20 protein-coding genes are annotated in these 21125 nt (G+C 56.9%); 10 read left to right on the top strand and 10 right to left on the bottom strand.

The window, feature by feature from the left end; all coding sequences use genetic code 11:
• Positions 1 to 5 precede the first annotated feature (5 nt).
• The 4 genes from C5J22_RS18380 to C5J22_RS18365 form a co-directional block, all read right to left on the bottom strand.
• Positions 6 to 629 carry a hypothetical protein gene (locus C5J22_RS18380; RefSeq protein ID WP_245440457.1) on the bottom strand — a complete coding sequence of 208 codons (624 nt, stop codon included), beginning with the start codon at positions 627 to 629 and terminating at the stop codon, positions 6 to 8.
• A gap of 275 nt (positions 630 to 904) precedes the next feature.
• Positions 905 to 1120 (bottom strand): hypothetical protein, encoded by a 216-nt coding sequence (locus tag C5J22_RS18375; protein ID WP_105439370.1) that lies wholly within the window; start codon positions 1118 to 1120, stop codon positions 905 to 907.
• Positions 1121 to 1139: 19 nt separating this feature from the next.
• Positions 1140 to 2780: an iron ABC transporter permease gene (locus C5J22_RS18370; RefSeq protein WP_105439369.1), complete on the bottom strand. Its 1641-nt coding sequence runs from the start codon at positions 2778 to 2780 to the stop codon at positions 1140 to 1142.
• A gap of 2 nt (positions 2781 to 2782) precedes the next feature.
• Positions 2783 to 3844: an ABC transporter ATP-binding protein gene (locus C5J22_RS18365; RefSeq protein ID WP_105439368.1), complete on the bottom strand. Its 1062-nt coding sequence runs from the start codon at positions 3842 to 3844 to the stop codon at positions 2783 to 2785.
• A 119-nt stretch (positions 3845 to 3963) separates the two neighbouring features.
• On the opposite strand from C5J22_RS18365, the gene C5J22_RS18360 reads away from it, so the two are divergent.
• The 3 genes from C5J22_RS18360 (at position 3964) to C5J22_RS18350 (ending at position 6934) form a co-directional block, all read left to right on the top strand.
• Complete coding sequence (locus C5J22_RS18360; RefSeq protein WP_172746690.1) at positions 3964 to 4953, top strand: extracellular solute-binding protein; 990 nt, start codon at positions 3964 to 3966, stop codon at positions 4951 to 4953.
• A 146-nt stretch (positions 4954 to 5099) separates the two neighbouring features.
• Positions 5100 to 6116 carry a protein phosphatase 2C domain-containing protein gene (locus C5J22_RS18355; protein ID WP_172746689.1) on the top strand — a complete coding sequence of 339 codons (1017 nt, stop codon included), beginning with the start codon at positions 5100 to 5102 and terminating at the stop codon, positions 6114 to 6116.
• Positions 6113 to 6934 carry a DeoR/GlpR family DNA-binding transcription regulator gene (locus C5J22_RS18350; RefSeq protein ID WP_105404646.1) on the top strand — a complete coding sequence of 274 codons (822 nt, stop codon included), beginning with the start codon at positions 6113 to 6115 and terminating at the stop codon, positions 6932 to 6934. Before C5J22_RS18355 ends, C5J22_RS18350 begins: the two co-directional genes overlap by 4 nt.
• Positions 6935 to 7325: 391 nt before the next feature.
• Here C5J22_RS18350 and C5J22_RS18345 read toward each other — a convergent pair whose 3' ends face one another.
• Complete coding sequence (locus C5J22_RS18345) at positions 7326 to 8417, bottom strand: 4-oxalomesaconate tautomerase (protein WP_105439365.1); 1092 nt, start codon at positions 8415 to 8417, stop codon at positions 7326 to 7328.
• A 110-nt stretch (positions 8418 to 8527) separates the two neighbouring features.
• Between C5J22_RS18345 and C5J22_RS18340 the strand changes: the two genes are divergently transcribed.
• The 4 genes from C5J22_RS18340 to C5J22_RS18325 all read left to right on the top strand — a co-directional run bounded on the left by C5J22_RS18340 (position 8528) and on the right by C5J22_RS18325 (position 12859).
• Positions 8528 to 9427, top strand: a complete 900-nt coding sequence (locus C5J22_RS18340; RefSeq protein ID WP_105439364.1) for a LysR family transcriptional regulator — start codon at positions 8528 to 8530, stop codon at positions 9425 to 9427.
• Between the two features lie 187 nt (positions 9428 to 9614).
• Positions 9615 to 10595, top strand: coding sequence for a tripartite tricarboxylate transporter substrate binding protein (locus tag C5J22_RS18335; RefSeq protein WP_105439363.1), 981 nt, complete (start codon positions 9615 to 9617; stop codon positions 10593 to 10595).
• A 68-nt stretch (positions 10596 to 10663) separates the two neighbouring features.
• Complete coding sequence (locus tag C5J22_RS18330) at positions 10664 to 11353, top strand: tripartite tricarboxylate transporter TctB family protein (protein ID WP_105439362.1); 690 nt, start codon at positions 10664 to 10666, stop codon at positions 11351 to 11353.
• A gap of 3 nt (positions 11354 to 11356) precedes the next feature.
• The gene (locus tag C5J22_RS18325) at positions 11357 to 12859 is read left to right on the top strand and encodes a tripartite tricarboxylate transporter permease (protein ID WP_105439361.1); all 1503 of its coding nucleotides are present in this window, start codon (positions 11357 to 11359) and stop codon (positions 12857 to 12859) included.
• A gap of 153 nt (positions 12860 to 13012) precedes the next feature.
• On the opposite strand, the gene C5J22_RS18320 is transcribed toward C5J22_RS18325, so the two are convergent.
• From C5J22_RS18320 to C5J22_RS18305, 4 genes are all read right to left on the bottom strand, one after another.
• Positions 13013 to 14599, bottom strand: a complete 1587-nt coding sequence (locus C5J22_RS18320) for an FAD-dependent oxidoreductase (RefSeq protein WP_105439360.1) — start codon at positions 14597 to 14599, stop codon at positions 13013 to 13015.
• A 4-nt stretch (positions 14600 to 14603) separates the two neighbouring features.
• Positions 14604 to 15335: a GntR family transcriptional regulator gene (locus tag C5J22_RS18315; RefSeq protein ID WP_105426880.1), complete on the bottom strand. Its 732-nt coding sequence runs from the start codon at positions 15333 to 15335 to the stop codon at positions 14604 to 14606.
• 83 nt (positions 15336 to 15418) lie between these two features.
• Positions 15419 to 16075 (bottom strand): amino acid ABC transporter permease, encoded by a 657-nt coding sequence (locus C5J22_RS18310; RefSeq protein WP_172746688.1) that lies wholly within the window; start codon positions 16073 to 16075, stop codon positions 15419 to 15421.
• 5 nt (positions 16076 to 16080) lie between these two features.
• The gene (locus C5J22_RS18305) at positions 16081 to 16746 is read right to left on the bottom strand and encodes an amino acid ABC transporter permease (protein WP_105404653.1); all 666 of its coding nucleotides are present in this window, start codon (positions 16744 to 16746) and stop codon (positions 16081 to 16083) included.
• A 178-nt stretch (positions 16747 to 16924) separates the two neighbouring features.
• Between C5J22_RS18305 and C5J22_RS18300 the strand changes: the two genes are divergently transcribed.
• From C5J22_RS18300 to C5J22_RS18290, 3 genes are all read left to right on the top strand, one after another.
• A complete protein-coding gene (locus tag C5J22_RS18300; protein WP_105439359.1) occupies positions 16925 to 17686 on the top strand; it encodes an SDR family NAD(P)-dependent oxidoreductase in 762 nt (253 codons plus the stop codon).
• Positions 17687 to 17758: 72 nt separating this feature from the next.
• Positions 17759 to 18661 carry an ABC transporter substrate-binding protein gene (locus C5J22_RS18295; protein WP_172746687.1) on the top strand — a complete coding sequence of 301 codons (903 nt, stop codon included), beginning with the start codon at positions 17759 to 17761 and terminating at the stop codon, positions 18659 to 18661.
• Between the two features lie 52 nt (positions 18662 to 18713).
• Positions 18714 to 19514, top strand: a complete 801-nt coding sequence (locus tag C5J22_RS18290) for an amino acid ABC transporter ATP-binding protein (protein WP_105439504.1) — start codon at positions 18714 to 18716, stop codon at positions 19512 to 19514.
• 120 nt (positions 19515 to 19634) lie between these two features.
• On the opposite strand, the gene C5J22_RS18285 is transcribed toward C5J22_RS18290, so the two are convergent.
• Positions 19635 to 21047 (bottom strand): aldehyde dehydrogenase family protein, encoded by a 1413-nt coding sequence (locus C5J22_RS18285; protein ID WP_105439503.1) that lies wholly within the window; start codon positions 21045 to 21047, stop codon positions 19635 to 19637.
• Positions 21048 to 21125 lie beyond the last annotated feature (78 nt).

Genomic DNA, 21125 nt, shown 5'->3' with positions numbered 1-21125 from the left:
GCGGGTCAATTCCCTGGCTTTGGATGAAAATAAGATTGCTTGCGCACCGGGGCTTCAGAGAAAAGCCCAAAGGCTTGAATGACAGAACCGGCTGGCACAACGATGTGCCGGGCAACGCCATATCCCTTAAGAACTGCCCCGCGCCGATCAGGGTCTGGCTCGAGATGCGTGCCGCCACCCTCAAGCACGCAGTTCTGCAGCTGGATCGGTCCGAGGATCTGCGCTCCGGCACCTATGGAATTGCTAAGCTTCAGCGAGCCGCCGCCGATCAACCTCGCGCCTTCTCCAACTTCAATCACGGCATCCGGCTGCTCGGCCTTGATGGTGAAGCCGCCTTCCTCGCCGATCTCAGCCCTCGCACCGACCGTGATACGTCCTTTCGCGGCAACGAGACGTGAGCCCGGATAGAGCTGGGCATCGGAACGGATCGCGATAGCTCCGCAGTCGCCCGTGTGAAGGATCACGCCGGGCCAAAGCGTCACGCCGGGACCAAGCATGACGTCTTGCGACACGAGCGTCGAGAACGGATCAAGGACCACAACGCCCGCGGACGAAAGCGCCGACGTGTCTTCGACTGTCATGAAACCGCGCTTGCGCCGGACGTCGTTGAACCGCTCGATATCAATCACGACTTACCCCCATGTACAAAGTCGCACGTCAGAGTAGACCTCGTCAACGGTCCGCTCGCAGCCATAGATCGTATCCGTCTTACGGGGACATGAGGATTTTTGCTACGACATCGGCATCGTTTCGGGAGCCTCACCCGACAAGCGCGGCGGCGTGCTAAAAGGCTGCGGCGTAGTCCGTAACCACGACGTACCGACCGGAATGGTCGTCCAGGCTTTCGGCGTTTTAGCGAAGCGCCGCTGCGCCACCAGACATAATTTCATGCGAAGGCGCCGGATCACCGTCTCTCCGGCATCTCCTTTGATAAAAGTTGTGCAAGCTGCGTCTGGGAAAGCACGCGTTCGCGACGCAGCTGGGCGGCCAGTTCAAGCGCCTGTCTGCCGACATCGCTAGCAATTGCCTGGCCTTCGCTGGAACACCAGATCTCGACCGCTCCCATCACATCTTCAAGCTCTTGATCGGAGAGGGTTAGAAGCCACTTGATATGCATCATCGGATCCTGCGGGCCTCCGCTATAGGAGCGCCTGTTCGTTCCTGCCCAGGAAGCGGAAGGCGATATAGACGGCCACGCCGCTCAGGAGAAGCAGGATGCTCGCCATCGCCGCGGCAGTCCCGAAATCTCCGTCGAGGATCAGCAGGTAGATCCGCACAGGCATGGTCACGGTACTGCCGACATAGAGGACCAGCGAGGAGGAGAGTTCGTTGATCGCTGTCACGAAGCTCAGCATGCCGCCAGCGATGATACCGGGAACGATCAATGGAACCGTGATGCGGATAAACGCCTGAAACGGGCTGTATCCGAGCGATATGGCCGCTTCTTCCATGCTCGGCGAGATCTGCCGCAGCGACGACGCCGTGGTTCGTACGGCATAGGGCAGGCGGCGGATGAAGATCGACAGGATGATGATTGCAGCCGTTCCCGTGAGCACGATCGGGCCCGTGTTGAAGATCGCGATATAGGCGATGCCGATGACGATCCCGGGCATGACATAGGGGATCATGAAAGCCGCATCGAGAAGGGAGGTGTTCAGCGTCGTGCGACGCGCAACATAGACGCCGACCATCGTTCCGACCAACACGATCAGGACGACGGCGACCACGGAGAAGGTCAGTGAATTGCGCACGACATCACCGAGGTTGAACAGGATGCGGGCGTAACTCTGCAGTCCGAAGCCAGGCTGGAAGACGGGGCCATTGGTCAGTCGGAAGGAATAGATGATGGAGATGATGACGGGCAGCGCGCCAAGCAGGCCGATCAGGTAGACGGCGACATGAGCCGCCACGTTGCGCCAGCCTTTCAGCCGGATCCTGATCGGCTTGTTGATCATGTTGCCGTGGTAGACGTTGCGCCGCGACATGTAGCGCTGCAAGAAGACGAACAGCATGGAGACGACGATCAGCACGACGCTGATGGTCGTTGCCATCGACATGTTCGAGCCGACCTCGGCTGAATAGAGGGTGAAGGCTTCGGTGGCGAGCACTGTATATCCGCGGCCGAGCAGGCGGGGCGTGCCGAAGTCGGCGATCGCATGGATGAAGGCAAGCAGCCCGCCCGCCGACAGCGCCGGAAACACCATAGGGAACGAGATCCTGAACGTGCGCTGCCATGGCGTCAGTCCGAGCCCTTCGGCTGCTTCCTCCAGCGATCGGTTGACGTTGGAAAGCGCGCCGGAAACCATCAGGTAGACGTAAGGGTAGAACTTCAGCGAAAAAACGACCAGAATTCCGCCAAGGCCGTAGATCGGCGGCATCTGGATGCCGATCTCGCGCAGCCCGCTACGGACGAGGCCACCGGCGCCGAAGAGCACGATCCAGGAATAGGCGCCGATAAAGGGCGGCGAGACGAGAGCAAGGATCGCCAGCAGCGATACGAAGCGTCCGCCGAAGATCACGAAGCGTGATACGCAGAAAGCCATAATCGAGCCGAGCAGCAGCGCTCCGGCCAGACCGCCGAAACCGACGACGAGCGTGTTCAGCAGCGCCCTGTGAAAGCGCGTCTCTGTGAGGAAGGTGAGATAGTTGCCGAACGTGAAATCACCGGCAGGGTCGTAAAGGCTCGACACCAGAACGATGCCGACTGGGAGCAGGAGGAGAAGAGCGAGCAGGATCCAGGTGAAGATCGCGACGCCGGACCAGAAATTCAGGCGCGACATGGCTATCCTCCGATCGCGATGCGCTTGCCGGCGGAATCGAAGCCCATGAGAGCCTCGCGCGGTACAAGCACGGAAACGGGTTCACCGGTATGTTGTCCGGCACTCCGCCCGGGGTTCGAGATGTGAACAACGAGATCGCCGACACCGGTCTCGACCAGAACATGGGCTTCACGGCCAAGATAGGTGTATTTTCTGACTGTGCCGTTGAGGACGAATCCGCTGCCGAGCGATCCGGCACCATCGGCAAGCACAAGCCGCTCAGGGCGGATCGTCCACGTTTCTCCCATCAGGTCGCCAAGACTGACAGACTGCAGCAATCGGCTGAGTTCGGTACCGTTCTTGAACTTGTTCAGCGTGCCAACGAAGTTGGCGACGAACAACGTTTGCGGATTGCCGTAAATATCCTGCGGGCTGCCGACCTGTTCTACATGGCCGCCGCTCATCACGCAGATGCGGTCGGATATCGCCAGCGCTTCTTCCTGGTCATGGGTGACATAGATCGCGGCGATGTCGATCTGTTTCTGGATGTCCCGAATTTCCTCGCGCAGTTCAATGCGAAGCTTGGCATCGAGGTTGGAGAGAGGCTCGTCCATCAGCAACAGCCGCGGCTTGATGACCATCGCGCGTGCAATGCCGATGCGCTGCTGCTGGCCCCCGGACATGGCAGCCGGCATGCGCTCGGCAAGCGCCGAAAGACGAACGGTGGCCAGCGCCTCTTCGACACGGGCCTTGCGCTCCGCTTCGGCGACCTTTCGCGGCTTCAGGCCGAACGCGACATTGTCAAAGACGCTGAGGTGCGGAAACACCGCATAATCCTGGAAGACCATGCCGATGTCGCGCTGGTGCGGGGGAACTTTGCGCAGATCGGTGCCGGCAAGAGTGATATTGCCGATGGTTAGATCGCTGAAGCCCGCGATAGCGCGCAGCAAGGTCGTCTTTCCGCAACCGCTCGGACCCAGCAGGGTGAAAAACTCGCCCTTCTCGACGCTGACGGACACTTCATCCAGCGCTTTGAACGTCGGGGTGAATTGTTTTGTGGCCTTTTCGACCATCAGATATGCCATTTTTAGCGCCTCCCCACTGAGAGTGATAATGGCGCAAAATATTCGTATTGCAACGTTCCGAAATGCGTATCAGTATCGAAATGATCAGGAGGATGATCAAAAACGAACGGGAGGAAAGAATGGATATTCGTAAGCGAACATTATTGGCCGCGGCAGCCCTGTTGGCGGCCGGTGTCGCATTCACCGGTGTTGCGACCGCGCAGCAAAAGCCTGTTGTCATTTACACAGCGCATATTTCGGCGATCGTCGATAAGCTGATCCCAGCTTTCGAGAAGGAAACCGGTCTGAAGGCGGAAGTCGTCAAGCTTGGTTCCGGAGATGTCGCCAAGCGTGCCAAGGCAGAAGCCGGCAAGCCCGCAGCGGACGTCATCTGGTCGATCTCCGGCAGCGTGCTGACGGAACTTGCTCCGATCCTCGAACCTTATGCGCCGAAGGATTTCGACAAGATCAACAAGAACCTGGTCGGCAGCCCGGCCTGGACGCCCTATACCAGCGTCGTCTACGTGTTGGCTGTCAATACCAGCATGACACCACTAAAGGACGCACCGAAGAGCTGGGCCGATCTCGCCGACAGCAAATGGAAGGGGCAGATCGCATCCGCCCGCGCCGACAATTCCGGTTCCGCCCTGCAGCAGATGCAGGGTGTCTTGACAATCTTCGGCGATGATGGCTGGAACAAGTACAACCAGATCGCCAAGAATTTCGTTCTGACTGACAGTTCCGGCGCCGTATCGCGATACGTTGCCGACGGCGAGACCTCGCTTGGCCTGACGCTCGAAGACAACGCCTTGCAGTATGTCAGTGGCGGAGCGCCTGTTTCGATCGTTCATTTGACCGACGGAACAGTCTTGTCGCCAGACGGTGTGGCGTTGGTTAAGGGCGGTCCTAATGCGGAAGGCGGCAAGCGCTTCCTCGACTGGGCGCTCTCCAAGACGACGCAGGAGACGCTGGTGAAGGAAATCGGTCGTCGCTCCGTGCGCACCGACGTCAACGGCCCTGCCGGCCTCCCGAACCTCACGGACCTAAAGATCGTCAGCCTTAGGACGATCGCCGATCTCGGTGGTCAGGAAGCTCTCCTCACGAAGTGGAGAACTGCCACGGGTCAGTAAATCGGTTTGAAATGCACGGCCTGCAGACACGAGTCGGCAGGCCGTTACGGCTGGAATTGCTGAGGCTGTTCATCACCCTGTCAGTCATAGTGCAAGCGGATCAACCCGTCGCTCAGCCGGCGGCAATCAATCGTGGATACATGAAAATGAAGCAGATCGAGGCTTTCACACTCGGGAAAAAAATTGGGCACCCCGACCTCAACGAAGACAGTATGGTCGTCATGCCTGACCTCGGTTATGCCGTGATCGACGGCGTTACGGATCGCAATGGGACCCGATATGGAGGCATGCTGTCGGGGCGTTTCGCCTCGCGCACCGTACGGCACGCACTTGAGCGACTTCTGCTCGACCAAAAGGACGCGACGGGGTCGCCGTTCGGGAACGGAGGGCCGGAGGCGCTGATCGAATATCTGGCGAAGGCAATTTATCGCGGCTACGTGGACAACAAGGCGTTGGCGCTTGCCGAAGCGGACTGGAAGGTCCGCGCTGGCTGCACGCTGATGATTGCGCTGCACGACGGTGATAATTTGCAGGTCGTGGCCGTCGGTGACAGCGGCATCCGGATCAATGGCTCTGAAATTTTGCAGCCCCTGAAGCCGCTTGACGATGTAACAGCGATCCTTCGTCGGGAGGCATGGTTGTTCTTCGAAGGCAGGGGGGCTTCGAACAAAGACTGTGATCGCTTGGCGGCCCTGATGACGTGGCAGGGCACGCGCAATCAACCAGCCGGTTCGAGCACAGCTCTACCCGAAATCGTGCAGGCGATAGAGCATAACGCGCTTAGCGCATGCAGAGCCCATCTCCCATCCGTACCCGAATGGGAAATTTTGGAGCTCATTCAGCACGGTATCGCCCACGGACAAGGCAATTTTCAGAACGTTACCGACCGCGCCCTCGGTTATGGTGGCCTGGACGGCTTCAAGCTGCCGGCAAAGTTCATCGAAACACGACGTTATCCGATTTCGGAAATCGAAACGATCGAATTGTTTTCCGACGGATATTTCGAGCCCGGCTCGGAATTTGGCATTGCCTCTTGGGAGGAGGCGTTCGAGAAGGTCGAGCAAGAAGATCCATTCAAGATAGGGCGGTACATGAGTACGAAGGGCACGACGGACGTGCAATGGACGGATGATCGGACCTATGTTGGCGTGAGACTGAAATGAGCGGCAAGGCCTCGCCAAGAGCGGAGTCCCGGGAAATTGAGGGAAGCGGCGACAGCCCTCGTCGCTCCGGCCGGCAGGCCGCGATCCTGGAGGCGGTCCGGAGGAATGGATCTGCCTCCGTCAGTGAGCTGGCCAAGGAGTTCGGCGTCACCCAGCAGACCATTCGCCGTGACCTGAAAATACTGAATGACAACGGCTTGCTGCAGAAGGGTTTTGGGGGCGCCTTTGCGTCACCCGGCGTCGTTCAATATGGCCGAGGAGAACGGCAAAATCTTCTGGTGTCGGTTAAGAGGCGCCTTGTTCAGGCTCTAGAGCAGTTCGTTCAGCCGAATTCGACAATGTTCGTTGGACTTGGTACGACGTTCGATTCTTTGCACGAAATCTTAACCCGGCATCCGGGGGTGTTTATTGCGACTCCGAATCTGGAAGTTGCTTATAGCTGCGCCATGAAGACGGACGCCTCAGTCTACATTTACGGCGGGTATGTGCGTAGCAAGGATCCGACAGTGCTAACGGTACCTGATGGGAGTCGAGATCGCTTCAAGTTCGATATCGCTGTTTTGGGCGCGAGCGCAATTGATGAGGATGGGGCGGTGCTTGAATTCGATCCCCTCGAAGTCGAACTCGTGCATGCTATCCTTCCTCAATCTCGACAAATAATCCTCGTCGCGCACGAGGAGAAATTCGGCAAACGCGCGCCGCATAGAGTGACGAATCTCAACGCCGTCGATGTGCTCATCACCAATGGAGAAGCATTGTCGAGATTGACGTATGAAGCAGTTCCTCAGGATTTGAAGGTGATTGTGCTTGACGCCTGAGTGTCGGCCGCGGTGCCTCTCAGGAGAAATGCCGGGGCGATTGGCTCGCCGCTACCTTCGTATGTCATTGCTTCTCACGACAAGGAGCCTTTGGTCGACGGTTCACGTCCCTTCAAGGCAAAGTGCCTGTCGCCTTCATTTGATTGCTAAGCCGTGACCTCCAGATGGTCACTTGTGCAGACTCCAACGGACCAGCTGCGAGGTAATGCCCAACATGCAGAGCGAAAAAATACGAGCAATCAGACTTTCAGAACCAGCAAAATTCAGTGTTGTAAAGGAGTCGGAATAGTAATCCGTTCGGATTCGCGCTCATGAGGGAGGGAACCAATGGGCACCTAAGCATCTAAAAGTTAAACTCATTTGGAGCCCAGCCGACGATCGCCTCTGACAATTACGCGACTTGGACCAGAGACCGGGCATACGGTTCCGAAGGAACCAGAATCCGTCCTTCGAACAGGCGTCGCGCCGTCCTCAGGATGCCTGCCACGGCGATCCCGTTGCGAAAGCTAAATCGCACGTCAATCTTCCCGCTAGGATGCTCAATACTCACGGTCGCTGGAGGGTTTTTGATCCCCCGGAGACCCGACACGAGGGTCCCTTCATGTAACGACGCCGTCGCAATTCCGACCGCGCCCGTACTCGCCAGGGCAGGGTGGCAGGTATGCGGCATTAGGTACCTTACGGAAAGATCTCCGCCTGATCGCGGTTGTGCGAGAAGTACCGGTTTTGGGATGACCCGATCGGCAACATCTCCCAGCCCCATTCGTTCACCGGCCGCCAGACGTATAGACTCGATCCTTGCAAGCAGATCCATGTTCTGGTTGATCTCTGCTGCTGTCTCGTAACCCGTGGCACCGACGTCGGCGGCGAGCAGCAAAACCATGGGCATTGCCGCATTGATGCAGGTTACGGATACTCCACCGATCTCGTCAAGCTTTGCTCCGGTGGGGAAGAGATTGCCTGTGTCCGGATTACTCGCGTCCAGAAACGTGAGGGAAACGGGGGCTGCATTTCCCGGAACGCCATCGATTGATGCGTCTCCCTGATACGATACCCGTCCATCGGGCGTCTGCACTTCAGCTTCGATCAGCGTGTTGGTGTTTACGTTGTAAATCCTCACGACAGTAAGAGGTGACGAGGCTCGCATAAGACCTGCCTCAATGGCAAAAGGGCCAACTGCCGCGAGCATGTTCCCGCAGTTGGGCGATGTATCCACGCGGCGCTCAAGTACGCTGACTTGGGCAAAAAGATACTCGACATCTGCATCTGGTCGATCTGAAGGGCTAACTATGGCCACCTTACTCGTCACGGGGTTGGAGCCGCCCACTCCGTCGATCTGTAGAGGATGTCCAGATCCCATCGCCGCAAGCAAGACCTCGTCGCGCGCAGCGATGTCGCCGGGTAGATCGTTGCTGAGAAAAAACGGCCCTTTAGAGGTGCCTCCCCTCATCAGAACACACGGGATGGCCATCAGGTCATTCATGTCGCGGGCAGTTCCTTTATTCAGAAAATCGCATTAATCGTTTCCGTTGTTGCAAAATGCGCTAGGCTTTTTATTAAGTGAAATGCCAATTTCGAAGGAACTGATGCGGTATGGCTATCAATTGCGAAATCTTGGATCTCCGTGCCTTCATGTATGTGCTGGACCTCGGAAGCTTTCACCGAGCGGCAGAGGCGCTTAACATTTCACAGCCTGCACTCAGCAGAAGGATCCAGAAGCTGGAAGGCGTCGTCGGTGCAGCGCTGCTGGAGAGGACTACCAGGTCAGTAGCCGCCACTGCTCTAGGGATGGAGCTGATCCCGCTTGTGCGCCGAATGTTGGAAGAGTTCGATCAGTCGCTGTTCACTGCCAGGGACTCGGGGCTGCAGCGAAGTAGCGTAGTGAACATGGCGTGTATTCCGACTGCGGCCTTCTACTTCCTTCCAACCGTCATACGGAAGTTTGCCGCTGAATTTCCGCACGTCCGCTTCAGCATCATGGACTTGACCGCGACTGGCGGCATCCAGGCGGTGGCCCGCGGAGAGGTTGAGTTCGGCATCAACATCATGGGAAATCTGGATCCTGATCTCGACTTCATCCGGTTGATCGAGGACCCGTTTGTTCTCGCCGTACGGAAAGATCATCTGCTGGCGGAGTTCGAAAGCGTCACCTGGGCCCATCTCGAGAAACACCCCATGATCTCCGTCCACAGATCAAGTGCAAATCGCACGCTGCTCGATGCGGCCCTGGCGCGAGCCAACGTCCAGCTGAAGTGGTCGTACGAGGTCACTCACCTGTCGACGTCTCTTGGCCTCGTTGAGGCGGGGCTCGGGATATCTGTCTTGCCGGGCCTCGCTACGCCGCAAGGCGACCATCCTATTCTGAAAGCGATCCCCATTGGGGGGCCGGAGGTATCAAGGACGATCGGTGTTGTTAAACGACGCAATGTCACCCTCTCCCCGGCCGCCGAGCGTTTTCTCGGGATGTTGGTGGGAACCTGGGCGAAAGACTGAACTTGAGCAGAGCGGCCGATTGATGCGCAAAGAGGATCAATAATCCGAATCTTTGCATTTCCGGCAAAAAGGGTTTCGCTTTACAGCATTTGCATCGGCTCATGTGGAGGCGGTGGCCGCCAAGCGGTCGCGAGGAGAATCCATTACTTGTTCGCTGGGAGGCGGCAAGTCATACAGGGAGGTGACGATGTTCAATCGCCGTACATTCTGTGCGTTCGTAACTCTGGCTGGCGTGGCGATTGCAGCGCCTGTTTTTGCTCAAGCTGACGACTACCCGACACGTCCTATCAAGCTCATCGTGCCTTACGCTGCAGGCGGCGGTACTGACGCTATCGCTCGACTGGTGGCGAACGGCGTGGGTGCGAAGATCGGTCAGTCCATGGTTGTCGAAAATAACGGCACTGCAGGAGGTAACGTGGCTTCGCAGACCGCTGCGAACTCGGCCGCCGATGGTTACACCGTCCTGATGGCGAACCAGGGGCCGATGGTCGTAAACCCGCACCTTTTCAAGAACATGAAGCTCGACCCGCTGGCCGCTTTCGATCCGGTGATCCTCGTCGCGCAGACGCCGCTGGTCGTTGTCGTGTCGAAAAGCTCGGCATACAAGAGCTTCAAGGATGTTATCGAGTTCGGAAAGCAGAACGCAGGGAAGCTCACCTACGGTTCCGCCGGTAACGGATCCGCCAGCCATCTCGCTACCGAGATGCTGCTTACGCAAGCTGGTATTACAGCTGTACACGTTCCTTACAAAGGCGCTGGTCCGGCCCTTAACGACATGCTCGGTGGCCGCGGTGACTTCATGATCACGACGCTTCCATCGGTGCTTGGATTGATCGACAGTGGAGACATGATCCCTGTCGCAGTTACGACCTCGGAACGCGTACCGAAGTACAAGGACATTCCGACCATCGCTGAAAGCGGGTTCCCCGAATACAGCTCGGCGGCATGGTACGGCTTTGTGGTCCCGAAAGGCACGCCTGCCCCGATCATCGAGAAGCTCAGAGCGGCGACCACCGAGGCTCTCGCCACTTCTACCATCAAGGAACGCCTGGAAGCGGAAGGCACGACCATTGTCGGTAACAAGCCTGCTGAGTTTGCGTCCATGATGGCTGCAGAATCCAAGCGTTGGGCAGAATTTCTGACCAAGACCGGAATCAGCATCAAGTAGCCATCTCCTGCTGAAATTGCATCGCTCGTCCCGGCGTCATTAAAAGCCTGACGCCGGACCCGACCTGAATGGAGACCTTCATCATGACGACACGGGATCTACCGGTACGTCCGACAGAAAAAGGCGGGCTTGCGATCCGCTCGCCGGAAAATGTCCTGGGTGGTCTGGTGCTCATCGCACTCGCCTTGTTCGCCCTATGGCTAACTCTGGATCTGCCAAGGGGAACCTTGACAACCGTGGGGCCTGCAATGTTGCCCCAGGCGATCGCGGTTCTGATCGGGGTCTGCGGATTTGTCCTTCTCATTGCAGGATTTAAACGGAGCTCAGAACATGGCGCGCCGGTTTGGTCACTGCGCGGACCGCTTCTGGTCAGCATCTCAATTGCGCTTTTTGCGGTTACCATCAAGGAACATCACTTTGGGAACTGGCGAACTATCGAGTTTGGCTTGATGTTCGCGGGTCCGATGGCGATCATCATTGGCGGCTATGCGTCAAGTGAAGCCAGGTTTCGGGATCTCCTCCTGCTTGCCCTTACTTTGACCCCGTTCTGCATGCTGCTTTTCGGCGACATGCTAAACCTCCCAATCCCCATCCTGCCCCGCTTTCTGTCGGAAGCGCTATTTGGCGGCCTGAGCTACAAGTCCAGTCTTCGCGTGACAGCCGCGGTTCTTTTCACCGCCGCGATACTTGTGTTCCGGTTCACGAAGGGCCGAAGCGGCTCGCGGATCGAAGTCGCCAAACATGAAGTGAGGAACTGAGACGTGTTTGATCTGCTCTCAAATCTTTTTCTCGGCTTTGGTGTCGCGCTCACATTCAATAACCTCTTCCTGTGTCTCCTCGGTTGCCTGGTTGGAACCCTGGTGGGCATTCTTCCCGGAGTTGGCCCCATCGCAACCATCTCGATGTTGCTACCGATAACGTTCGGGTTGGATCCGGTCGGCGCGCTTATCATGCTCGCCGGCATTTATTACGGCGCGCAGTACGGAGGTTCTACGACGGCGATCCTGGTAAACATTCCTGGTGAAGCCACTGCTGTGGTGACAACCCTCGATGGCCATCAGATGGCACGTCGAGGTCAAGCCGGAATCGCGCTTGGTATTGCTGCAATTGGCTCCTTCCTTGCTGGAACGGTCGCCACCATCGTGATCGCGGCGCTGGCAAAACCTCTTACCGGCCTTGCTCTGGTTTTCGGACCCGCGGAATACTTCTCCTTGATGGTGATGGGCCTGGTTTTCGCGGTTGTGCTTGCCCACGGCTCAATCATCAAAGCAATAGCGATGATTCTCGTCGGCATCCTTTTGTCAACAGTGGGCGTCGATCTTGAAACTGGCGAAGACCGAATGACCCTCGGGCTCAGCTTCCTGTTCGACGGAATCGACTTTGCGGTCTTGGCGATGGGCGTTTTCGGTATCGCCGAAATACTTCGTAACCTTGATAACGTTGAGACGCGCGATGTGGTGCGTCAAACGATCGGTCGCCTTCTGCCTGGGTGGAAAGAGTTCAAACAGGCCGCTGCACCGATCACACGAGGCACTCTTATTGGCTCTGTTCTCGGGATACTCCCAGGTAACGGAGCCGTTCTGGCACCGTTCGCCTCGTACTCTTTAGAAAAGAAGATTTCCAAGCACCCGGAGCGGTTCGGCAAAGGAGCTATCGAAGGCGTTGCCGGGCCGGAAAGCGCGAATAATGCCGGTGCGCAAACGTCGTTTATTCCTCTCCTCACATTAGGAATCCCGCCAAATGCTGTTATGGCCCTTATGGTGGGAGCCATGACCATCCACGGCATCGTGCCTGGACCTCTGGTCATGACGAGCAACCCCACTCTATTTTGGGGTATGATAGCCTCGATGTGGCTAGGCAACCTTATGCTGCTCATTATCAACTTGCCGATGATTGGCCTTTGGGTACGGCTCCTCAAAGTGCCATACCAGCTGCTGTTTCCCGCAATTCTCATGTTCTGCTGTATCGGGATCTTCTCGATTAACTCCGAACCGGTGCAGGTTCTGATGATCGCGTTCTTCGGCATCGTCGGCTATGCCATCAGCAAGCTAGGCTTCGAGCCAGCTCCGCTTCTCCTCGGCTTTGTTCTCGGGAGGCTAATGGAAGAGAACTTCCGGCGCGCTCTGTTGATGTCGCGCGGGGACATGATGACGTTCGTCGAGAACCCGATATCAGCAGTGCTGTTGGCGATTTCAGTGTTTCTGTTAGCCGTCGCGTTGCTTCCGAGCCTAAGGAAAAACAGGGACGAGGTGTTCACGGAATAGGGCTGTTAATCCTCGCGACAATCTTGCGGCTCTCGATTTATCCCCGATGAGGAAGTTAGGGTTTGCCTTGACACCATCCGTGATGGTAGGCATGTTTCGGTGCGAGCCTTACCCCATCCCAGGATTGGGAGACTGAACGTAAAGCCCGCCTGCTCAGGGTGTGGGGTTCGCGCCGATTTCCACACCAACTTTATAGGCTGCCGTCAGGATCGGCCCAAGCGATCCACCGTGGCCTGGATAACCTTTTCCGAATATGCTTGCTGCAACATTGCCGCAAGCAAAAAGGCCGGCGATCAAAGAGCCGTTCGGGCGGATGACTTCGCCGCGTGACGTTGTCTTCAACCCACCTTTTGTGCCATTGTTTCCGGGCAGAATTTCCACTGCGTAGACAGGACCGACACCGATCGTCCCTAGGCAGGGGTTTGGGAGATGCCCAGGATCTCCATAGTAGAGTCCGTGCACGTCGTCACCTCGGCCCAAATCTGGGTCATGACCCTGGAGAGCGTATCCATTAAAACGGTCGATTGTTGCGCTCAGGCCTTCGACGGACATGCGAAGCTTTTCGGCTAATTCTGCAATGGATCCCGCACTGATCATCCAATCCGGAGCCGACTGCTGAGGGGGGATAGAGGCGACGGGATAACGTCTCTTGAAAGCGTCATCGAAAATGAGCCAGGCCGGTCGATTCGGGTAGGAGAATGAACCGGGGTCAAAAGCATTGAACGCCATGCCCAGATCATTGTAGGAACTCGCCTCGTTGACGAAGCGCTGGCCTTTCCGGTTGACCATGATCGAGCCCGGTAGCGCCAATTCGCGCACCATGTTGCGCGTCAGTGCCTTGCCATCAAGGACGTCACCCGGGATTTGGTAGGCGGCGGTCCACCAAGCTTCCGTCATGTTGGCGACGGCCGCGCCGGCTTGAAGGGCGAGCCGGAGACCGTCCCCTTCATTACCCGGCGGTGTGGTCGGCGCGCTTGAAAATCCAGGAAGATATGCGGAGACGAGCGATGGGTTCCATTCGAAGCCTCCTGTGGCGAGGACAACGCCGAGGCGAGCGGAGGTCGAACCGGAAACGGTCACGACTCCGTCGCAGCGATCACCACTAAACGATAGTCCCGTGGCGGCTTCATTGACGTAAAAGTGGACTCCAAGTTTGGCGCACGCCTGCACCAGTCCCGCGACCAGTCCGGCACCCTGCGCGCGAACGCGGCGCTGTCGACGATCCGCGATGATTTCTGGCGCCAGTCCCTTGCGAGCCTCTATCGACGTCACCGGTTGGCGCAGGTGCGAATAGCGCAGCATCTGAAACAGCTTCTCGTCCATCGTCGGCTCGAAAGGCAAAGGCTCGACCGAGCGGCCCGTGCGTGCGCCTGGCCACCCGGGATGGTAGTCGGGGCGATTCACGCTGAAGAAGCGCAGATCGGAATGCCGCTCCAGGAACCGCAACATTTCGGGGCCTGTCTTCAGAAAATCGTGCAGCAGATCGACGCCGATTTCCCCCAGGGTTAGTCGGACAAGGTAAGTTAAGCCATCCGGTTCCTGATCCTCGAAACCTGAAGCTTGCATCACATGATTATTGGGGATCCAGATGCCGCCGCCGGAAATAGCAGTAGTTCCACCAAGGAGCATCGACTTCTCGAAAACGGCAACGGACCGTCCCCTTGACGCCGCGGTGAGCGCCGTCACCAGTCCGGCACCGCCGCTTCCGAGGACGACAACATCATATTCCGACGGTTGCATGTGACTATCCCTGCGATCTGCTTACCCGCCGATCATGGTTGTTGACCAGATTGCGGTGCGTTTCTGTGGTGAGCAGAATGATATTCGTGCGAACATGCGCTTCGATCTCGGCGGGAGACTTTTTTGCGATATAGGCCGCAATGATCCACTCGTGCCCTTGAAGCGTCGACTTCCCGCTATCCTTTCCAAGAGTATGCAAGATGGTCGCTTCCGTCCGCGGCTGGATGAAGCGATTGATCATCGCAATCCGCGATCTCAATTGCGCGATCTGCTCGACGATTGTTTCGTTCGGGCACCTTCGATTTATCACGGAGTGGAAGTCCAGGTTGCCCTGAGTCCACCCCGAAAGGTCGAAGGAAGCCAGCGCCTGTTCCATGCCCTCGTTGATTTTCTGAAGCTGCTTGATATCGCTGGCAGTAATCCTCGGCGCGGCGGCGCCGGTTACATAGCCCTCAAGCAATGCCAGAAGTTCCATCTGCTCGGCCCAGAGATCCGGATCGGCTCCAGCCACGATTGCGCCGGAGTTTTTACTGAATATGATCAGCCCTTCTGCTTCCAACCGACGGATCGCCTCGCGCACCGGTACGGGGCTGATCGATAGCTCCTTCGCGAGTGTGTCGATTACAAGCCGCTGTTTGGGTGCATAGAGGCCGCGATCTATCCCAGCCTTGAGATAATCGTAAGCAAGTTGCTGTTTGCTTCTAGCTTCTGTGACGGGTGTCACCACCTTTGCCATGCGTGACTCTCCAACGGTGATCAAATTGAAAATCAGATTTGATTTCCTTTCGACCTAAAGACTTCGGTTGGCTTCGGCAAGTGCTAGTGCTTCCAGGCCAGTCGCCGCTCAAGGCTCATACTCAACCGCGACAGGACGAAGACAATCAGGATGAAGATCACCCCAACCGCCGTCAGATACTCGAACTGCTTGTAGGTGATCGATGCCTGGGCATTCGCCACATAGAGGATGTCTTTGACACCAATCACGCCCACGATTGCGGAATCCTTCAAGATGACGATGAACTGGTTCAGAAGGAGTGGAATTGCAGTCCGTAGCGCCTGCGGCCAGATAATGATCGAGTTTGTTTTCCAGGGTGACAGACCCATTGCGGCGGCCGCTTCCCATTGCCCGCCATCAATGGTGAGCAACACGGACCGATAGATTTCTGCAACATAAGCGGTATTCAGAAGCGTCAGGGATATGATAGCGGCTGTGATCGGATCCATTTTCCAGCCTGTTGCTCCGGCGAGGGCAAAATAGACGAGCAGAACGTAAACATATGGCGATAGTGAGCGGAAGACCTGGATGTAGAGAAATCCTACCGCTCGGATGGCAGCAGATTTGCTCCTGAGAAGGGATACCACTAGCCCTCCGAAGATCATTGAAAGTGCGAGCGAGACGATTGCGATCAGGAATGTGTAACGAAGCCCGTAGAGCATGTCGGGCAGGTGGTTGAGGACAACGTACCAGCTATTCATGAGCTTCAAGCCCCTTTGCCGTCATTGAGACGGTCTTCGACGACTTTGACCAGCAAAGATAAAACCAGCATCGTCGCGATGAGTAGGACGGCGACCGAGATATAGGCTTCGAACGGCCTATATTGGTTGAGACTGATGTCCTGGGCCGTGAAGACGAGTTCCGGGACAGCGACCACTGCCGCGTAAGTCGCCGCTTTGAAGCAGATCACGAAGACGTTCAGCAGGGGCGGGATCACGACCCGAATGACCTGTGGAAAAAGGATAGTGCGATTGATCCGGAGGTCGGAAAGACCGAGTGCCTTGCCGGCTTCAATCTGGCCGACGTCAATCGAATTATAGCCGGTCCTGAAAATCTCGGAAGCAAATGCCGAGCTCATGATGGCGATGGCGATGACTATCGCTTGAGGCCCCGTCAGTGCCAGGCCGAATTTTGTTGCGAGCCCGAAGTAAATCCACAACAGCAGCAGATACATCGGCAGGCCCCGAACGATCTGCACGTAGGTGTAAGACACTGCGCGGGCGATTTTCGAGCGGGAGGCCGAGCCAAGATAGGAGATGAACCCGATAACGCAGCCCAGCGCGAATCCCGCGAATGCGAAATAGAGATCATACCCTAATCCCCATAGGAACCGGGGCCATTGCGCCAGGATGATCGAGAAATCGAGGTTCATGACGTTCCCTTTTTCTTTACTCGGCTTCTTCTCCGGTACTGACTCAATCGATAAACCCGAGCGCGAGCTTCGTCAACATCATATATGATTTCATATTGCAAGACAGATAGATTTAGGTCATAGATGTCAAAAAGCGGTCCCAAGCGGTCGCGAAAAAGCAAATAATGGGAAGTCAGACATGCGGTTTTCAGGAAAAACGGCCCTCGTAACCGGGGTCGCAAGTGGGCTCGGGCGCGCCGTTGCGCAGGCACTGGCGAATGAAGGCGCGAGGCTTGTTCTCGTTGATCGCGCAAAAGATCAGCTGGAAAACTTGGTGCTGCTTCTACGCGGAGAGGGAGCGGACGTCGTCGAACTCGTGGGCGATGTTTCCCGCGAGGAAACCTCACAGCAAGCAGTCGCACTGGCCCGGTCACGCTTCTCATCCCTGGACATCTTGATCAACAATGCCGGCATCAATCCTACAGGCACGATCTCGCAGACCGATCCCGCGATGTGGCAGCAGGCTTTGGACATAAATCTGAAGTCAGCTTATCTCTTCTGCCGGGAAGCGATCCCGCACATGGTGGAGGCGGGCAAGGGTGTGATCGTCAACACGGCCTCTATCGCGGGTCAACGGGCCTCGACAGCCGAGGCGGTATACGGGGTTTCCAAAGCCGGATTGATCATGCTGACGCGCACCATCGCGCGGGACTACGGAGCAAAAGGGATTCGCGCAAATGCGATCTGCCCCGGCGTCCTTGAAAGTGTCATGGCAGACAGATTGACCCGAATGTCGGCCGAACAGGTCGCAGCACGTGACCAGCGCTTTGCGCCGACGGTCCCTCTCGGTCGCCTTGGGACATACGAAGAAATCGCCAAAGCCACGCTTTTCTTGGCGAGTGAGGATGCCAGCTACGTGAATGGCGCGCAGCTGACAGTCGATGGCGGTCTTACCGCCTAGCACAAGCTGTACCCCACGGATCGTGGGTTCCAGGCCAAAAATTTCATTGTGGAAACAACAAGGGGAATGCTCATGGATACGAAGCACGATAATGGAATGCAGGCAAACCGCCGTTCGCTACTGACAGCAGGTTTGTTCGCCGGCGGCGCAGCTGCTGTTGCACTTGGTGCAACGACACCGGCCGCCGCGCAGGATGCCGCGAAGGAATCCGTCCTGGACAAGGCGATCCGCACCAAAAAAATCGTGGTCGCGGCGAGCCTCAAATATCCGCCAAACCTGTATATCAATGAGAAGGGTGAGCCGGACGGCTACGAGATCGCTCTCATCCGTCGAATGATGAAAGATGTCTCGCCTGATATCCAGGTAGAATTCGCAGACATGGATTTCGGTCAGATGTTTGCAGCCGTCGAATCCGGCCGTGCCGATATCATGACAACGGGAACGATCTTGCCATCACGTTCGCTACGTGGCTGGTTTGCCGGCTGTGCCGTGACGTTTCAACCGGTCTACGTCGTTGGACGCGACGCGTCAGACTTGACTTTCGAACAGATGAACTCGCCGGAGTTCAAGTTCGCCGCTCTTCAGGGAAGCTCCCAGGAAGCGAAGATCCGGGCGCTCTACCCGAAGGCAAACGTGTCGGTATTCCCTGACCAGACGGGCGCCATCGGTCAGGTCATGTCAGGACGTGCGAACGCAACCTTGCAGTCGCTGTTCACTGTCGTGAACACCAAGAAACAGGGTGTCGCGCTTCAGATAATCGGCAAGGAACCGGCTTATGTCGATCACAACACCTTCTTCATGCCGACGGGAGACATGAAGATGTACATGTTCGTGACCAACTGGTTGCTTTTCAATGCAGCAGGCGGGATCCTCAACTCCGTATTCCGCGAGTATGTCGGCAAAGATGCGATCGCCGCAGGCCTTCCTTACCTTGCGGTTGGTCCGGGCGGCAGCCCTCTCAAAGTGGACGCGTGAGATTCGTGTCGGGGCGGCCGAGTGGCCGCCCCGCTTCTTCGAGGAGCGGAACATGGAAAATTCAGAAGAAAGAAAAACAGTCATCTCACTGCGGAATGCGAGCAAGTGGTTCCCCAGTCGCGACCTCCCCAATGTGAGGGGGCTGAATTCGGTATCGCTTGACGTTCTTGAAGGCGATGTCGTCGTCTTGCTCGGACCAAGTGGCTCAGGCAAAAGCACACTTTTGAGGTGTTTGAACCTGCTCAATATTCCCGACGAGGGACAACTACGGGTCGGCTCTGTAGAATGGGATGCCAAAGCCTATTTTTCGGCACGCTCACGAGAGCGCCGTTACAACCGTGATTTTCAGCGGCTTCGTCGCGAGACGGGCATGGTCTTTCAGCACTTCAATCTCTTCCCGCACATGACCGTTTTAGAGAACGTGATGTGTGGCTTGGTGCACAGCAAGGGGATGTCGAAAGACGAAGCGCGTGAAATCGCGCTCGAGGAGATCGTAAAAGTCGGTTTGGCCGACAGAGAAGGACATTACCCCGGGCAATTGTCGGGCGGTCAAAAGCAGCGGGTTGCCATTGCCCGCGCCATCGCCACCAAACCGCTGGCGATGTTGTTCGACGAACCCACGTCAGCCCTTGATCCCGAGCTGCGAGGAAGCGTTTTGGCGGTGATGCAAGATCTCGCCAAGGAAGGCATGACCATGGTCGTGGTCACGCACGAGATGGGTTTTGCGCGGGCAGTCGGGAACCACATCGTCTTCCTCGAAAGCGGTGAAATCATCGAGGAGGGGCTTTCGAACGATTTCCTCGACAACCCAAAGACCGAACGTGCTCAACGGTTCCTATCTGAGATCGCTTGAAGTCTTAGGGCGCACACGGTCACCCTGTCGGTAGAATTCGGAGCCTTCGATCCCGGAACAACATAAGAAAAGGGACGCCGGCGAACCCGGCGTCCCTTTCTTTTCTCGCGCTCCAGGCTCTTACTGCAAAATGACCTGGATCGTCGTGTATTCCGCCAGGCCCTCTTCAGCAAATTCTACGCCCAGACCGGAGCCCTTCACGCCACCGAACGGCACGTTCGGCTGGATAGCCCCATGCTTGTTGATCCATACGGATCCACATTCCAGCTGGCTTGCCACTTTCTTTGCTTTTGCAATGTCTCTGCCCCAGACGGAACCACCAAGACCGTTCGGGTTGTCATTCGCGCGCCTGATGACTTCGTCGAGATCAGAATACTTGATGATCGGGAGAGCCGGCCCAAACTGTTCCTCGTCCACCAGACGATCACCGTTATTAAGGTCCGCGACCAGCGTCACGGGATAGAAATTCCCAGGAGCGTTGTCGTCAGAATCCCCTCCAATGAGAATGCGCCCGCCACGCCCCTTCGCGTCGTTCACCAGGTCTTTGACCTTCTGGTACTGCATGCGGTTCTGGACCGGACCCAGGACACTATCTTCCGAAAGTCCATCACCGACTTTGACTGTCGCTGCAAAGCTTGTCAGCTCGCGGCAAACGTCCTCGTAGATGTCCTCGTGAACATAAAGTCTCTTCAATGCCGCACAGGTTTGCCCGCCATTGATGAAAGCGCCCCAGAACAGTCCCTCGGCAATCTGGCGGGGATCGCAATCGGGCAGGACAATGCCGGCATCATTACCACCGAGTTCAAGAGTCAGGCGTTTCAATGTCGCCGCAGCGCCTGCCATGATTTTTTTGCCGGTCTCGGTCGAGCCCGTGAAAACGATCTTGGCAATACCAGGGTGGGAGGACATCGCGGCCCCGATGTCGTTTTCACCCGTCACGCAATTCAACACACCTGCGGGTAGAACTGTGTTGAGCAGTTCGATCATCCGGATGGTGGACAGCGGGGTGAGCGGGGAGGGCTTGATCACAACGGTGTTCCCTGTTCGTATGGCCGGTACAATGTGCCAGATCGCAATCATCAACGGCCAGTTCCAGGGCGTAATTGATCCTACAACGCCCACCGGTCTGCGGTGCAGTTCCACCCGGCCCTGATTGTCATCCTGCAAAACCTTGACCGGCAGCTCCAGACCGGCAGTGTATCGCGCCCAAGCTTCGGCCCCTCCGAGCTCATACCGGGAGCCCATTCCATTCAAGGGTTTTCCCTGTTCCAGGGTGAGAAGCTGGGCCAGCTCCTCCGCATGATCGCGCAAGGTGTCAGCGATTGCGACACAGGCCTTCCGGCGCGTCGCGTCGTCAGCCTTGCTCCAAATTTCATAAGCTGTTTGCGCCGCGGAAACAGCCTCGTCCAACTGGATGAGGGTTGCCTTTGGCGCTGCCCCCACGACTTGACCATCTGAGGGATTTAGCACCTCAAATGTTTCTTGGGTTGCGATCGACTGGCCGTTGATAACGAGCCTGTATTGATGGTCCACCACGGGAAAACTCCTCCTATTTCCGTCGCTGAATTATTAAACATGTTAAGTAAATCAGCGAGGGAAAGCAAGGGCGCA

The organism is Neorhizobium sp. T25_13, assembly GCF_002968675.1.
In the GTDB taxonomy this organism is placed as follows: domain Bacteria; phylum Pseudomonadota; class Alphaproteobacteria; order Rhizobiales; family Rhizobiaceae; genus Neorhizobium; species Neorhizobium tomejilense.
This window is presented reverse-complemented; position numbering and strand designations above follow the sequence as displayed.

Bases quoted from the DNA above. Each gene is read 5' to 3' on its own strand.
- C5J22_RS18375 (WP_105439370.1), bottom strand. From the start codon at position 1,120: ATGATGCATATCAAGTGGCTTCTAACCCTCTCCGATCAAGAGCTTGAA.
- C5J22_RS18370 (WP_105439369.1), bottom strand. From the start codon at position 2,780: ATGTCGCGCCTGAATTTCTGGTCCGGCGTCGCGATCTTCACCTGGATC.
- C5J22_RS18365 (WP_105439368.1), bottom strand. From the start codon at position 3,844: ATGGCATATCTGATGGTCGAAAAGGCCACAAAACAATTCACCCCGACG.
- C5J22_RS18360 (WP_172746690.1), top strand. From the start codon at position 3,964: ATGGATATTCGTAAGCGAACATTATTGGCCGCGGCAGCCCTGTTGGCG.
- C5J22_RS18355 (WP_172746689.1), top strand. From the start codon at position 5,100: ATGAAGCAGATCGAGGCTTTCACACTCGGGAAAAAAATTGGGCACCCC.
- C5J22_RS18350 (WP_105404646.1), top strand. From the start codon at position 6,113: ATGAGCGGCAAGGCCTCGCCAAGAGCGGAGTCCCGGGAAATTGAGGGA.
- C5J22_RS18345 (WP_105439365.1), bottom strand. From the start codon at position 8,417: ATGAATGACCTGATGGCCATCCCGTGTGTTCTGATGAGGGGAGGCACC.
- C5J22_RS18340 (WP_105439364.1), top strand. From the start codon at position 8,528: ATGGCTATCAATTGCGAAATCTTGGATCTCCGTGCCTTCATGTATGTG.
- C5J22_RS18335 (WP_105439363.1), top strand. From the start codon at position 9,615: ATGTTCAATCGCCGTACATTCTGTGCGTTCGTAACTCTGGCTGGCGTG.
- C5J22_RS18330 (WP_105439362.1), top strand. From the start codon at position 10,664: ATGGAGACCTTCATCATGACGACACGGGATCTACCGGTACGTCCGACA.
- C5J22_RS18320 (WP_105439360.1), bottom strand. From the start codon at position 14,599: ATGCAACCGTCGGAATATGATGTTGTCGTCCTCGGAAGCGGCGGTGCC.
- C5J22_RS18315 (WP_105426880.1), bottom strand. From the start codon at position 15,335: ATGGCAAAGGTGGTGACACCCGTCACAGAAGCTAGAAGCAAACAGCAA.
- C5J22_RS18310 (WP_172746688.1), bottom strand. From the start codon at position 16,075: ATGAATAGCTGGTACGTTGTCCTCAACCACCTGCCCGACATGCTCTAC.
- C5J22_RS18305 (WP_105404653.1), bottom strand. From the start codon at position 16,746: ATGAACCTCGATTTCTCGATCATCCTGGCGCAATGGCCCCGGTTCCTA.
- C5J22_RS18300 (WP_105439359.1), top strand. From the start codon at position 16,925: ATGCGGTTTTCAGGAAAAACGGCCCTCGTAACCGGGGTCGCAAGTGGG.
- C5J22_RS18295 (WP_172746687.1), top strand. From the start codon at position 17,759: ATGGATACGAAGCACGATAATGGAATGCAGGCAAACCGCCGTTCGCTA.
- C5J22_RS18290 (WP_105439504.1), top strand. From the start codon at position 18,714: ATGGAAAATTCAGAAGAAAGAAAAACAGTCATCTCACTGCGGAATGCG.